This is a genomic window from Zoogloea sp. 1C4 (genome assembly GCF_009469605.1).
In the GTDB taxonomy this organism is placed as follows: Bacteria; Pseudomonadota; Gammaproteobacteria; order Burkholderiales; family Rhodocyclaceae; genus Zoogloea; species Zoogloea oryzae.
The window spans coordinates 218,190-232,368 of sequence record NZ_SSXU01000003.1 but is presented as its reverse complement, the minus strand read 5'-3'; the positions used below and the strand labels follow the sequence as shown (position 1 = coordinate 232,368).

Annotated in this window: 13 protein-coding genes; 3 read left to right on the top strand and 10 right to left on the bottom strand. The window is 67.0% G+C overall.

From position 1 onward, the window contains the following. Positions 1–134: 134 nt before the first annotated feature. The 3 genes from GH681_RS05465 to GH681_RS05455 all read right to left on the bottom strand — a co-directional run bounded on the left by GH681_RS05465 (position 135) and on the right by GH681_RS05455 (position 2,514). Positions 135–1,553, bottom strand: a complete 1,419-nt coding sequence (locus GH681_RS05465; protein WP_153160413.1) for a PhoH family protein — start codon at positions 1,551–1,553, stop codon at positions 135–137. Between the two features lie 42 nt (positions 1,554–1,595). Further along, the gene (locus GH681_RS05460) at positions 1,596–2,051 is read right to left on the bottom strand and encodes a peroxiredoxin (protein ID WP_153160412.1); all 456 of its coding nucleotides are present in this window, start codon (positions 2,049–2,051) and stop codon (positions 1,596–1,598) included. An 85-nt stretch (positions 2,052–2,136) separates the two neighbouring features. Beyond that, entirely contained in the window at positions 2,137–2,514 is a 378-nt protein-coding gene (locus GH681_RS05455) for an Mth938-like domain-containing protein (RefSeq protein ID WP_153160411.1), read from the bottom strand. 177 nt (positions 2,515–2,691) lie between these two features. Here GH681_RS05455 and GH681_RS05450 point away from each other — a divergent pair, with 177 nt between their 5' ends. Beyond that, a complete protein-coding gene (locus tag GH681_RS05450; RefSeq protein WP_194271140.1) occupies positions 2,692–3,918 on the top strand; it encodes a pyridoxal phosphate-dependent aminotransferase in 1,227 nt (408 codons plus the stop codon). A gap of 72 nt (positions 3,919–3,990) precedes the next feature. Beyond that, positions 3,991–5,298 carry a homoserine dehydrogenase gene (locus GH681_RS05445; RefSeq protein WP_153160409.1) on the top strand — a complete coding sequence of 436 codons (1,308 nt, stop codon included), beginning with the start codon at positions 3,991–3,993 and terminating at the stop codon, positions 5,296–5,298. 106 nt (positions 5,299–5,404) lie between these two features. Here GH681_RS05445 and GH681_RS05440 read toward each other — a convergent pair whose 3' ends face one another. The 7 genes from GH681_RS05440 to GH681_RS05410 form a co-directional block, all read right to left on the bottom strand. Further along, positions 5,405–6,244: a thiazole synthase gene (locus GH681_RS05440; RefSeq protein ID WP_153160513.1), complete on the bottom strand. Its 840-nt coding sequence runs from the start codon at positions 6,242–6,244 to the stop codon at positions 5,405–5,407. An 11-nt stretch (positions 6,245–6,255) separates the two neighbouring features. Further along, entirely contained in the window at positions 6,256–6,462 is a 207-nt protein-coding gene (thiS, locus tag GH681_RS05435) for a sulfur carrier protein ThiS (protein ID WP_153160408.1), read from the bottom strand. Further along, entirely contained in the window at positions 6,459–7,412 is a 954-nt protein-coding gene (gene lipA / locus GH681_RS05430; RefSeq protein ID WP_153160407.1) for a lipoyl synthase, read from the bottom strand. Before lipA ends, thiS begins: the two co-directional genes overlap by 4 nt. A gap of 52 nt (positions 7,413–7,464) precedes the next feature. Further along, the gene (locus GH681_RS05425) at positions 7,465–8,577 is read right to left on the bottom strand and encodes an acetoin dehydrogenase dihydrolipoyllysine-residue acetyltransferase subunit (RefSeq protein ID WP_153160406.1); all 1,113 of its coding nucleotides are present in this window, start codon (positions 8,575–8,577) and stop codon (positions 7,465–7,467) included. Then, positions 8,577–9,587, bottom strand: coding sequence for an alpha-ketoacid dehydrogenase subunit beta (locus tag GH681_RS05420; protein ID WP_153160405.1), 1,011 nt, complete (start codon positions 9,585–9,587; stop codon positions 8,577–8,579). Before GH681_RS05420 ends, GH681_RS05425 begins: the two co-directional genes overlap by 1 nt. A 38-nt stretch (positions 9,588–9,625) precedes the next feature. After that, positions 9,626–10,600, bottom strand: a complete 975-nt coding sequence (locus tag GH681_RS05415) for a thiamine pyrophosphate-dependent dehydrogenase E1 component subunit alpha (RefSeq protein WP_304951750.1) — start codon at positions 10,598–10,600, stop codon at positions 9,626–9,628. 68 nt (positions 10,601–10,668) lie between these two features. Beyond that, positions 10,669–11,727, bottom strand: a complete 1,059-nt coding sequence (locus GH681_RS05410; RefSeq protein WP_228111794.1) for an NAD(+)/NADH kinase — start codon at positions 11,725–11,727, stop codon at positions 10,669–10,671. Between the two features lie 375 nt (positions 11,728–12,102). Between GH681_RS05410 and GH681_RS05405 the strand changes: the two genes are divergently transcribed. Beyond that, on the top strand, positions 12,103–14,115 hold the full coding sequence (locus tag GH681_RS05405) for a sigma-54-dependent Fis family transcriptional regulator (protein WP_228111787.1): 2,013 nt from the start codon (positions 12,103–12,105) through the stop codon (positions 14,113–14,115). The last annotated feature ends 64 nt before the right edge of the window (positions 14,116–14,179 follow it).

The following is a 14,179-nucleotide window of genomic DNA, read 5'->3' as shown; positions in this document are numbered from 1 at the left end:
CTCTTCCATCCGGGTTTCCGGTGGATCACGGAATCTGCACAAAAACGTGCTGGCGGGGATTGCTCCCCGCCAGCTGCCCTGTATCGCTTATCGGCGGCCAGGGCGAAAGCTTGACGCCCCGGTGCCTGGAGGGTTTACAGCACCTCTGCGGCGTGGTCGGCCAGCCGCGAGCGCTCGCCCCGCTGCAGGGTGATGTGGCCGGAGTGGGGCCAGCCCTTGAAGCGGTCCACCACGTAGGTGAGGCCGGACGAGCCTTCGGTGAGGTAGGGCGTGTCGATCTGCGCGATGTTGCCCAGGCACACCACCTTGGTGCCGGGGCCGGCGCGGGTGATGAGGGTCTTCATCTGCTTGGGGGTGAGGTTCTGGGCTTCGTCGATGATGAGGAACTTGTTGATGAAGGTGCGCCCGCGCATGAAGTTGAGCGACTTGATCTTGATGCGGCTGCGGATCAAATCCCGCGTGGCGGCGCGGCCCCATTCGCCGCCCTCGCCGGTGGTGCCGTTGAGCACGTCGAGGTTGTCTTCGAGCGCGCCCATCCACGGGGCCATCTTTTCTTCCTCGGTGCCGGGCAGGAAGCCGATGTCCTCGCCCACCGGCACGGTGACGCGGGTCATGATGATCTCGGAGTAGCGCTTGGTCTCGAGCACCTGGGTGAGGCTGGCGGCCAGCGTGAGCAGCGTCTTGCCGGTGCCGGCCTGGCCGAGGAGGGTGACGAAGTCGATCTCCGGGTTCATCAGAAGGTTGAGGGCGAAGTTCTGCTCGCGGTTGCGGGCGGTGATGCCCCACACGTTGTTCTTCTGGTGGGAGTAATCCACCAAGGTCTCGAGGGTGACGCTGCGCCCGTTCTTCTCGCACACCCAGGCCTGCAGCGGCTGCTCGCCCTCCTGGTAGACGAACTCGTTGATGAGCAGGTCGGCGGTGTCCGGGCCCTTGAGTTTGTAGTAGGTGTGGGAATCCTGCTTCCAGGATTCGATGTCCTTGCCGTTGGCCTCCCAGAAGGCGGCGTCGATCTCCTTGGTGCCGGTGTAGAGCAGGTCGGTGTCTTCGAGGACCTTGTCGTTGAAGTAATCCTGCGCGGCGAGCCCCAGCGCGCGGGCCTTGATGCGCATGTTGATGTCCTTCGACACCAGGATCACCGGGCGCTTCTTGTCGAACTTCTCGTAGAGGTACATCACCACCGCGAGGATCTGGTTGTCGCCCTTGGCGGTGGGCAACGCGGCTGGCAGCTTGACGTCGATCGCCTCGGTCTGGAGGAACAGCCGGCCGCTGGCGAGTTCGGAGGACGGGCCGGCGAGGCTGATCCCGGCCTCGATGCCGTCCGGGCAGGAGCCGACGATCTCGTCGAGGGAGCGGCTTGCCTGGCGGGCGTTGCGGGCGACTTCCGACATGCCCTTCTTGTTGGAGTCGAGTTCTTCCAGCGTCATCATCGGCACGAAGATGTCGTGCTCTTCGAAGCGGTAGAGGCTGGTGGGGTCGTGCATCAGCACGTTGGTGTCGAGGACGAACAGCTTGGTGGCGGGGGCTTTGGACTTCGCGGGGCGTCGGGTGGCCATGGTGGTCTCGTCTTCCGGGGCTGTCTGTCGGGGGGCGGGGGTTTACAGGGTCTTGATGTAATCCAGCACTTCCTGGGCGTGACCGGGCACCTTCACGCCGCGCCATTCACGCCGCAGCACGCCATCGGCGTCGATCACGAAGGTGCTGCGCTCGATGCCGCGCACCTGCTTGCCGTACATGTTCTTCATCTTCATCACGCCATACAGCGTGCAGGCGGTCTCGTCCGGGTCGGAGACCAGCGCGAAGGGCAGCGCCTGCTTGGCGCGGAAGTTGTCGTGGGATTTGATGCTGTCGCGGGAGATGCCCAGCACGACCGCGCCAGCAGCGACGAACTCGTCGTGCAGGTCGCGAAAGTTCTGGCTTTCGGTGGTGCAGCCGGGGGTGCTGTCCTTCGGGTAGAAGTAGAGCACCACTTTGCTGCCCTTGAGGGACGACAGGCTGAAGTCGGGGTTGCCGGTGGCGGGAAGGCTGAAGTCGGGCGCTGCCTGGTCGAGCATGATGTCTCCGGATTCGGTTGGGTGCGCCGCCAGCCTAATCCGAAACGCGCCGGGCTGACAATCGGCCCGGCGTGAAGATTGCCCGTCAGGCCGGGTCGAAGAGCAGCGCCGCGGCCACGTTGCGGTGCTCGGCCACCAGGATGTTGTAGGTCCGGCAGGCGGAGCCCAGGTCCATCACCTCCAGCCCGATGCGGGCATCGATGAGGGCCTTCATCAGCTTGGGGGCCGGAAAGCGCTGGCGCATGCCGGTGCCGAGGATCACGATCTCGCAGCCCAGCCCGGCCAGGTGGGCGAAGGCGGCTTCGTCGAGGGTCTCGAAGCTGCCGGGGTGCCAGTTGGTGTCGAGGCGTTCGGGCATGACGATGAGGTTCGATTCGTGGCGCTCGGGCCCGATCATCACGTGGCGCGCGTCGTAACGGGCGATGGTGTAGTACTGGTCGCTCTTGTCGAGGTGGAGTTTCATGATTTTTATGGGTCCAGGGACGGGGGCTGATTTGCCCGGTCAGGGTGGCTTGGGTAACATTATAGCTTTGCGTCGTTCCGCACTCATGTGCCGACCACGCGTGGAACAATGAGTCGCCAAGCCAAATTGCGTGTCGCCACCGAGCCCGCGCCCACTCTCCAGGAAACGGAAACCGCCGTGCAACCAATCCGCAAGTCCGACAAACTCGCCAACGTCTGCTACGACATCCGCGGCCCCGTGCTGCAGAAGGCGAAGAAGATGGAGGACGAGGGTCACAAGATCATCAAGCTGAACATCGGCAATCTGGCCGCCTTCGGCTTCGATTCGCCGGAAGAAATCCAGCTCGACATGATCCGCAACCTGCCCAACGCGGCTGGCTACTCGGATTCGAAGGGGATCTTCGCGGCCCGCAAGGCGATCATGCATTACACCCAGCAGAAGCACATCAAGGGTGTGACGCTGGAAGACATCTACGTGGGCAACGGCGTGTCCGAACTCATCGTGATGGCGATGAACGCGCTGCTCAACACCGGCGACGAAGTGCTGGTGCCGGCGCCCGACTACCCCCTGTGGACCGCCGCCGTGAGTCTCTCCGGCGGCACCCCGCGCCATTACATCTGCGACGAGGCCAACGACTGGCAGCCTGATCTGGACGACATCCGCGCCAAGATCACCCCGCACACCCGCGCCATCGTCATCATCAACCCGAACAACCCGACCGGCGCCGTCTATCCCGACGAAACCCTCAAGGCCATCGTCTCGATCGCCCGTGAGCACGGCCTGATCATCTACGCCGACGAGGTCTACGACAAGGTGCTGTACGAGGGCATCTCGCACACCTCCATCGCCTCGCTGTCCGAAGATGTCCTCACCGTCACCTTCAACGGCCTGTCCAAGAACTACCGTTCCTGTGGCTACCGCGCCGGCTGGATGGTGGTGTCCGGCGACAAGCGTCCGGCGGCCGACTACATCGAAGGCCTCAACATGCTGGCCTCGATGCGCCTGTGCGCCAACGTGCCCGGCCAGTACGCGATCCAGACGGCCCTCGGCGGTTACCAGAGCATCGACGACCTCGTCGCTCCCGGCGGCCGCATGCGTCGCCAGCGCGATCTGGCCCACGAGCTGATCACCGCGATCCCCGGCGTCACCTGCGTCAAGCCCAAGGCCACGCTGTACATGTTCCCGAAGCTCGACCCCAAGATGTATCCCATCGAGGACGACCAGCAGTTCATCGCCGAGCTGCTCGAGGCCGAGCGCGTGCTGCTGGTGCAGGGCACCGGCTTCAACTGGCCGAGCCCCGACCACTTCCGGCTGGTCTTCCTTCCTCACGAGGACGACCTGCGTGACGCCATCGGCCGTATCGCCCGCTTCCTGGCGAGCTACCGCAAGCGGCACGGCACCTGACATCCCGGCCGGCAGCAGTCTGCGCCGGCCGTTTTTTCATCCTTCACCCTAACTCTTCACTCCACCAGAACCATGAAACCCATCAATGTTGGCCTCCTGGGCATCGGCACCGTCGGCGGTGGCACCTTCACCGTCCTCAAGCGCAACGAAGAAGAAATCACCCGCCGCGCCGGCCGGCCGATCCGCATCACCACCGTGGCCGACAAGAACCTGGAGCTGGCGAAGAAGGTTGCCGGTGACGGTGTCAAGCTGACCGACGACGCCTTCTCGGTCGTCACCGATCCCGAGATCGACATCGTCGTCGAGCTCATCGGCGGCTACGGCATCGCCAAGGAACTCGTGCTGAAGGCCATCGAGAACGGCAAGCACGTGGTCACCGCCAACAAGGCGCTGCTCGCCGTGCATGGCAACGAGATCTTCGCCGCCGCCCAGAAAAAGGGCGTGATGGTGGCGTTTGAAGCCGCCGTCGCCGGTGGCATCCCCATCATCAAGGCGCTGCGCGAAGGCCTCTCCGCCAACCGCATCCAGTGGCTCGCCGGCATCATCAACGGCACCACCAACTTCATCCTGTCCGAGATGCGCGACAAGGGCCTGTCCTTCGCCGAAGTGCTGGCCGAAGCCCAGCGCCTGGGTTACGCCGAAGCCGACCCGACCTTCGACATCGAAGGCGTCGATGCCGCCCACAAGGCCACGCTGATGGCCTCCATCGCCTTCGGCGTGCCGGTGCAGTTCGACAAGGCCTACGTGGAAGGCATCAGCAAGCTCGACGGCGTGGACATCAAGTACGCCGAGCAGCTGGGCTACCGCATCAAGCTGCTGGGCATCGCGCGCCGTCGCGATTCCGGCATCGAGCTGCGCGTGCATCCCACGCTCATCCCCGAAAAGCGCCTGATCGCCAACGTTGAAGGCGCGATGAACGCCGTGCTGGTGCAGGGCGACGCCGTGGGCGCCACGCTGTACTACGGCAAGGGCGCCGGCGCCGAGCCGACCGCCTCCGCCGTGATCGCCGATCTGGTGGATGTCACCCGCCTGCACACCGCCGACCCCGAGCACCGCGTGCCGCACCTGGCCTTCCAGCCCGATCAGATCACCGAGCTGCCGGTGCTGCCCATCGACGAGGTGGAAACCAGCTACTACCTGCGCCTGCGCGTGCTCGACAAGCCGGGCGTGCTGGCCGACATCACCCGCATTCTGGCCGACCAGTCGATCTCCATCGACGCCATGCTCCAGCGCGAGCCGGAAGAGGGTGAATCCCAGACCGACATCATCATCCTGACCCACCTGACCATCGAGAAGAACATGGTCGCGGCGATCGCCAAGATTGAGGGCCTGGATTCGGTGACCGGCAAGGTGACCCGCCTGCGCCTCGAGAACCTGTAATCCGTCCGGATTCCCGGTTCCAGCAAGAAGACGCCTTCGGGCGTAATGCCGTTCATGTAGCGCTGAACGGCATTACGCCCGAAGTCGCGTTTGCAGTTTCGGCCTGTCAGGCCACTCGCCTTCCCGGGCGCTGGCCGATCACGCCTTCCACCGGCGAGCTCGGGCTGCCCTGGTATTCGCGCCGGGGCATGCGGCCGGCAAGAAAAGCGTGGCGGCCGGCGCTGACCCCTTGCCGCATCGCCAGCGCCATGCGCACCGGGTCGCCGGCGGCGGCGATGGCGGTGTTCATCAGCACGCCGTCGCAGCCCAGCTCCATCGCGATGGCGGCGTCCGACGCGGTGCCGACGCCAGCATCCACGATCACCGGCACGCGGGATTCGTCGATGATGATGCGCAGGTTCCACGGGTTGAGGATGCCCATGCCCGAGCCGATGAGGCTCGCCAGCGGCATGATCGCCACGCAGCCGATGGCTTCGAGCATGCGCGCCTGAACCGGATCGTCGGAGCAATACACCATCACCCGGAAGCCGTCGCGCACCAGCGTCTCGGCGGCACGCAGGGTTTCGGGCATGTTTGGGAAGAGCGTCTCGGGGCTGCCCAGCACCTCGAGCTTGACGAGATCGTGGCCGTCCAGCAGCTCGCGGGCGAGGCGCAGGGTGCGCACGGCGTCGTCTGCGGTGTAGCAGCCGGCGCTGTTGGGGAGCAGGGTGTGACGCTTGGGGTCGAGGGCGTCGAGCAGGCTCGGGGCGGACGGGTCCTGGCCGATGTTCACCCGGCGGATCGCCACGGTGACGATCTCCGCCCCGCTGGCGTCGATGGCGTCGCGAGTCTGGGCGAAATCCCGGTACTTGCCAGTGCCCACCAGCAGGCGCGAGCCGAAGACCTGGCCGCCCAGCACGAAGGGCGTATCCAGCGGCCCGGCGGTGGTGCTGAAGTTTGGTTCCATGTTGCCCATGACTAGCCTCCTCCCACGGCCACGACGATCTCGACCCGGTCCTGGCCTGAGAGCCCGGTCTCGGCGTAGCGCCCCTTGGGGACGATCTGCCCGTTCACTTCCACCGCGATCCGCTTGCCGGTGTAGCCGAGCGAATCCACCAGATCGGTCACTTTCCAGCCGGATGGCACGTCGGCCGCTCGCCCGTTTACGCAGATGACCGTGTTCATCGCGCCTCCTGCACGCCGGGGGCGAGCTCATCCGCGCGATAGGACGAGCGCACCAGCGGCCCGGCGGCCACTTCGGAAAAGCCCATCCCAAGGGCGACGTGCCGCCACGCGTCGAAGGACTCCGGCGTCACGTAGCGATCCACCGGCAGGTGGGATGGCGACGGACGCAGGTACTGGCCGAGGGTGAGGATGTCGCATCCGTGGGCGCGCAGGTCGCGCAGGGTGGCGAGGATTTCCTCGTCCGTCTCGCCCAGGCCCAGCATCAGGCCGGACTTGGTGGGCACCGTCGGCAGCAGGCGCTTGACCCGCGCGATGAGGGCGAGCGAGCCGTGGTAATCGGCGCCGGGGCGCACGGCCCGGTACAGGCGCTCGACGGTCTCGATGTTGTGGTTGAAGACGTCGGGCGGCGTGGCGGCCAGACGGTCGAGCGCCAGCGCCTCGCGGCCGCGGAAGTCCGGCGTCAGCACCTCGATGCGGATGCCCGGCACGGCGCCGCGCACCGCGTCGATGCAGGCGGCGAAGTGGGCGCCACCGCCGTCGCGCAGGTCGTCGCGATCCACCGAGGTGATGACCACGTAACGCAGTCGCATCTCGCGCACGGCGTCGGCGAGGCGGCGTGGCTCGTCCGCATCCAGCGCGGCCGGGCGGCCGTGGGCCACGTCGCAATAGGGGCAGCGCCGGGTGCAGATGCCGCCCATGATCATGAAGGTGGCGGTGCCGCGGGTGAAGCATTCGCCGATGTTGGGGCAGTCGGCCTCTTCGCAGACGGTGTGCAGGGTGTGGCTGCGCAGGCGCTCGCGCAGGGCGCTGACCACCGCGGTGCCCGGGTCGCGGGCGCGCAGCCAGGGCGGCTTGGGGGGCGAGGCGCGGGCGCTGTCGACCTTGACCGGGATGCGGGCGAGCTTGTCGGCGCCGCGCAGGCCGACGTGCCCGTCGATGGCTTGGGTCATGGAGTCTCTCCGATGGGCGCGGGGCCGGAGGGCCCCGCGCGGGTTGGGACGATCAGCCGACGAAGCGGGCGATGGCCCGGTTCACCTCGTTGGCGGCCTCCATCTGCACCATGTGGCCGCGGTTGGGCAGCACTTCCACCTGGTAGCGGCCGGACAGCGCGTTGGCGTGGGCGACCGGGATGATGCGGTCTTCCTCGCCCCACACCAGCAGCACCGGCTTGGCGATCTCCGGCAGCGCGTCGGCCAGCACCACGGCCTGCTGGCCACCGGCGAAGAGCTTGCCGGAGAGGGTGGTGAGCGCGCTGCCGACGCCTTCGAGGCGCTTGTACTTGAGCAGGTCGTCCACCAGCTGGCGGGTGACCAGCCCGCTGTCGGCGAAGAGATCGGCCAGCACAGGCTTGAGGGCGTTGCGGCTGCCGGCGGCGACGAAGCCGTCGATGTAGCCGCTGTTGATCTCGCTGCCGAGGCCCGCCGAGCACACCAGCGACAGGGAACGCACCCGCGCCGGGTGGCGCTTGGCGACCATCAGCGACACCGCGCCGCCCATCGAATGCCCGACCAGGTGGGCGGCATCGACACCCACCACCTCCATGAAGGCCGCCACGGTGTCGGCGAGGCTCTCCAGGGTGCCTTCGCCCACGTCCTTGGTGGATTCGCCGTGGCCGGGCAGGTCGAGGGCGTACACCTCCCGGTCGGCGGCGAGGGCCTCATGGTTGAACAGCCAGTTGTTGAGGTCGCCGCCGAAGCCGTGGATCAGCAGCATCGGCTCGCCGCCTTCGCCGCGCTTGAGGTAGCGCAGGCGGTGGCCATTCACGTCGATCTTCTGGGGCGTGGGGCCCTGGTCCTCGGCTTCGCCGTCGGCGGGTTTGAAGTTGGACAGGTAGTCGGCCACGAAGGCGTCGATGTCGGCATCCGACACGCCCGCGTCGGCGATCACGCCCAGCAGGCCGCCCACCGGCAGCACGTCTTCCTCGTTGGCGAGGGTGCGGCGCAGCAGGCCACTCTCGGCCGCCTCGATGGCGCCGGCGATCTTCTCGCTCTCGACCTCGACGATCTCCTGGCCCTTCTCGATGGCATCACCCACCTGCTTGAGCCAGCCGTTGACCTTCCCCTCCTGCATGGAAAGGCCCCACTTGGGCATGGTGACGGGATGGATGGCGGACATCAGCGGTACTCCTTGAGGGACTTGGCGGCAGCGACGATCTTGGCGGCGCTGGGGATGTAGAGCTCTTCGAGCGAATCGCTGAAGGGCACGGGAGAGTGGGGGCCGGTGATCTGGCGGATCGGCGCCTTGAGGCTGGCGAAGGCGTTTTCGGCGACGAGGCCGGCGATGTCGGAGGCCATGGAGCAGCGGGGATGGGATTCATCCACCACGATCAGGCGGCCGGTCTTCTCGACGCTTTCGAGGATGGTGTCGGTGTCGAGGGGCGAGGTGGTGCGCGGGTCGATGATCTCGCACTGCACGCCGGCCTTCTGCAGCTCGGCGGCGGCCTCCTGGGCCTTCTGGACCATGCGGCCGATGGCGACGATGGTCACGTCGTTGCCTTCGCGCACCACGGCGGCTTCGCCGAAGGGCACGGTGTAGAGCTCTTCCGGCACCTCGCCTTCCATGGTGTAGAGCGCCTTGTGCTCCAGGAAGATCACCGGGTCGTTGTCGCGGATCGACTGGATCAGCAGGCCCTTGGCGTCGTAGGGGTTGGACGGCACCACCACCTTCAGGCCCGGGATGTGGGTGAAGATGTTGTAGAGGCACTGGGAGTGCTGGGCCGCGGCGCGGAAGCCGGCGCCGTACATGGCGCGGATGACCACCGGTGTCTCGGCCTTGCCGCCGAACATGTAGCGGAACTTGGCGGCCTGGTTGAAGATCTGGTCGAAGCACACGCCGAGGAAATCCACGAACATCAGTTCGGCCACCGGGCGCATGCCGCAGCAGGCCGCGCCGACCGCCGCGCCCACGTAGCCGGATTCGGAGATCGGGGTGTCGATCACGCGGCCCGGGTGCTTGTGGTAGAGGCCGCGGGTGACGCCCAGCACGCCGCCCCAGGCGTCCTGCTCGCCGGGCGAGCCCTCGCCACCGGCCACGTCCTCGCCCATGACGATGACGTTCTGGTCGCGGGACATTTCCTGGTCGAGGGCCTCGTTGATGGCCTGCTGGTAGGTGATTTTTCTTGCCATGATGGGTTTGTCTCCTTTGAATTCCTTGGGGTGGCGGCTCAGTAGCTCACGTACACGTCGGTGAGCAGGTCGGCTTCGCTCGGCTTGGGATCGGATTTGGCCTTGACGACCGAACCGTCGATGAGGGCCTTCACCTCGGCGTCGATGGTGTCGAGGTCGGCCTGGGTGAGGGCGCCGCTCTGGGTGACGCGGCGGGCGAACTGCATCAGGCAGTCCTTGTTGTCGCGCAGGGCCTGCACTTCGCCCGGGGCGCGGTAGGTCTGCTGATCGCCCTCGAAGTGCCCGTAGTAGCGGGACAGCTTCACCTCCACCAGCGACGGGCCGCCGCCGTTCCTGGCGCGCTCGATGGCCTCGCCGGCGGCCTCGTATACCGCGAAGAAGTCGAAGCCATCCACGGTCACGCCGGGCATGCCGAAGGCCGAGGCGCGGTCGGCGATGTTTTCGCAGGCCACCGAGAACTTGGACGAGGTGGCTTCGGCGTAGCCGTTGTTCTCGGCCAGGAAGATCACCGGCAGGTTCCACACCGAGGCCAGGTTCATCGCCTCGAAGATCGTGCCCTGGTTGGACGCGCCGTCGCCGAAGAAGCACACGCTCACGAAGGGCTGGCCGCGCAGCTTGGCGGCGAGCGCGGTGCCGCACACCAGCGGGCCGCCGCCGCCGACGATGCCGTTGGCGCCCAGCATGCCCACCGACAGGTCGGCGATGTGCATCGAGCCGCCCTTGCCCTTGCAGGTGCCGGTGGTGCGGCCCCAGATCTCCGCCATCATCCCCACCGGGTCGACGCCCTTGGCGATGCAGTGGCCGTGGCCCCGGTGGGTGCTGGCGATGTGGTCTTCGGCGGTGAGGTTCATGCACACGCCGGTGGCCGACGCCTCCTCGCCGGCGTAAAGATGCACGAAGCCCGGGATCTCGCCGGTGGCGAAATCGGTGTGCAGGCGTTCTTCGAACTCACGGATGGTGCGCATGGTGCGATAGGCCTTCAGCAGGTCTTCGCGTTCGAGTTTCTTGGTCACGGTTGTCTCCAGTTTGTTGGAAGTGTTGAGGGCATCCAGCGGCGGCCCGGTGAGTCCGCCGCCCGGATTCAGGCCGGGGCGATCGTGTGATCGGCGCCCGTTTGCCCCGGCGCGGCGGGCGGGCCGTCGCGCAGGGCGGGTTCTTGTCTGGCAGTCACCACGAGGGCGTCTGCCGCATGGGCGGCGGCCAGCGTGGCCGCCACGTCGAGGGTGATCGGGCCATCGAGGGCGAGCCGCACGCTCGCCGGGCCACGGCCGTCGAGCACGATCTCGGGCTCGCCGTCGAGGGCCAGGATGGCGGGCTGGGTGCCGAGCTCGAAGGCGATGCTGGGCTGCATCAGGCCGCTGGCGGCAATCTCCACCGCCTGCACGAGCCCGGGCGAAATCGCCGCGAGGCGGGCCGTGCCGGCGCCCTGGCGCACCCAGCGTCCGAACGGCGCGGTGCGGGCGATCGGGCCGCAGGCGGCGGCGATGGCGGAAAGTCCGATCGCGTCGGGCTCGGCGAAGGCCGCAAACACGGCCTCGACGGCATCGGCGGCATACACCGCCCGGGCGCCGATGTGCTCGGCCGGCATCACGCCCACATCCACCAGGGCCATGGATTCGCCGCCGGGGTGCGTGATGCGCAGGCACTTGTTGTGGATGCAGGCGGGCATCACGCGCCCGGTGGCTGCGAGCCCAGCCGCCAGCCCGACGACGGTCGCTTCGCCCAGGGCCGGAAAGGCGTTGTTGGTGCCGGTGGAGAGCGTCGCCAGCGGAATGTCGCCCGACGCCAGCGCCACCGCCCGGTGGGTGCCATCACCGCCGAGCACGACGATCATCGCCACCCCGGCTGCGCGCATCTCGCGCACGGCCCGGACGGTGTCGCGGTCGTCCTCCAGCACCGGCATGTCGATGAAATCCACCCGCGGCCAGCGGGCGTTGCCGCGACGGCGATTGAGCTCGACCGCCTTGCGGAGGCGGACGGCGATGCCGGCCCGGTCGGGCATCATCAGTACGCGGGTCACCCCCGTCGCGCCGAGGGCGCCGAGCAACCGTTCGACACAATTGACCTTGTCGGCGGCGGAATAAACCGAGGCCCCGCTGGTCAATCGCCGGATATCGTGCCCGGACGCAGGATTGGCCACGATGCCAATCACAGGAGGGGCTTCCGATATTTGTCTCACGATGGCTCCGCTATTTGGATTCAGGTCCAATCCATTTAGCAGTTCGCGTGCCAGCAATTGCCCGTATTTTTCATATTGCGGCGCATTAGTGGAAATAGCCAGGGCAATCAGTGTGATTGGCGTTATTGGGCTGGCTATTGCGGCGGCGCAATAAAATGACGTGAGCCATAAGTTGATACAGGCGACCGAAAATAACCAGGAAAATTAGACACCTGTCTCATTTTCTCGGTGGTGTCGCGGCATTGATTTAATTGACGTAACGGAATACGCTTCGCGCTACCAAAGGAAGCAATACATAAAAATCCCTACCTATTAATAAACAAAGGGGAAAAAACAATGATTCGGGGTCATGGAGAGATCGCCCGCCATGTGGCGCGGGTGGTCGATGTGGTGGAGCGCGGCAGCATCGCAAGCCGCCAGCCGGTGCACGACAGGCTGGCACGGTCGTGGGAGCGCTCCCTCAGCAACTATCGTGTCGACCCGGGGCAGGCCAGCCTGCCGCAGGTGGTCACGGCCCGCGAGCTGCGCGAGCACCGGGAGCGGCTCGATACCTTCATGCGCATCGCGCGGGAGGGCGTCGACCGCCTTTACGATTCGCTGCGGCCGGCCAAATACTGCGTGCTGCTCACCGACGCAGCCGGCGTCACCGTCGACCTGCGCACCGTGCCCGAGCTGGAGCGCGAATTCCGCGCCGAAGGCTTTCGCGATGGCACCCGCTGGTCCGAGATGGAAGAGGGCACCTGCGGCGTCGGCACCAGCCTTGTCGATCGCCAGCCGATCCTCGTGCATCGGGACGAGCACTTCCGCTCCCATAACATCGCCTTCACCTGCAGCTCGGCGCCGATCTTCGGCATCGACGACGAGCCGCTGGCGGTCCTCGATGCCTCGGCCCTCAATTCGCCCGAGCACCGCGAGAGCCAGGTGCTGGTCTTCCAGATGGTGGTGGAGAAGGCGCGCCTGATCGAGGACGCCTTCGCCTTCCACAGCCTGCGCAGCTACTGGATCCTCCAGCTGGGCCGCAGCCCCGAGCTGATGCACGTGCATACCGATTACCTGGTTGCCTTCGATGACGGCGGCCGCATCGTGGGTGGCAACCGGCGCGCCCGGCAGGAGCTGCTGCAGCGCCGCGGGCCGGCGCCGGAATACATCGGCGATCTCTTCGAGTGTTCGGCGGCAGATCTGCTCTCTGCGTCCCACGCCCGCCCGGGGCAGGCGATCCCGCTGCGCATCCAGGGTAGTGGCGCGCGCATCTTCGGGCTGCTCCGCGCCCCCGACGCCCGACCCCGCTCCGCGCCGGCGCATCCGGTGGCATCCGGCGGCGAGGCCGTCAGCACTGCCGAGGCGCGGGGCTTCGGCCACCTGGCCACCGACGACCCACGGGTGCGCAACAACGTGCAGCGCGCCCTCAAGGTGGTCAATCGCGACATCCCGGTGATGCTGCTGGGCGAGACGGGCACCGGCAAGGAGGCCTTCGCCAAGGCCATCCACGACGCTAGCGACCGCCACAAACAGCCCTTCGTGGCCCTCAACTGTGCGGCGATCCCGGAAAGCCTGATCGAGAGCGAGCTCTTCGGTTACCGGGACGGCGCCTTCACCGGCGCCCGCAGCAAGGGCGCGCGGGGCAAGATCATCCAGTCCGACGGCGGCACGCTGTTCCTCGACGAGATCGGTGACATGCCGCTGGTGCTGCAGAGCCGTCTGCTGCGGGTGCTGGCCGAGGGCGAGGTGCTGCCGCTGGGCGCCGAGCAGCCGATTCCGGTGCGCCTGCACATCGTCTGCGCCACCCACCAGGATCTGCCGCGGCTGGTGGCCGAAGGGCGTTTCCGGGAGGATCTGTACTACCGGCTCAACGGCGCGGTCTTCCTGCTGCCGCCGCTGCGGGAGCGGGAGGACATCGGCACGGTGATCGACCGGGTGCTGCACGAGGAAGCCCAGGCCATGAGCCGCGAGCTGCGCCTTGCCGACGAAACCCGCGACGCCCTGCTGCGCCACCCGTGGCCGGGCAACATCCGCCAGCTGCGCCATGCGATGCGCTACGCCTGCGCGATCAGCGACGGGCCGCTGCTGATGCCCCAGTCGTTCCCGCCGGATCTCTTCAACGCCGCGCCGTCGACCTTGATGCGGGCGGCGGCCCAGCCGGCACTGCCGCCGCTGGTTGCGGAGACGGAAGCCCCGGCGCCTGCCCTCAAGCCCAAGGATCTGGCGCTGCGCGAACGCATGCTCGAAACCCTGCGCCGTAACCAGTGGCAGGTGACGGTGTCGGCCAGGGAGCTGGGGCTGTCGCGGGCCACCTTCTACCGCAAACTCGCCAAGCTGCAGATCGTCGCGCCCAATCGTCAGGCGTGGTGACGACTTCCAGCGCTAACGAAAAAGGGGCCTCGTGGCCCCTTTTTCTTGTGGCTGACGCTGCGGG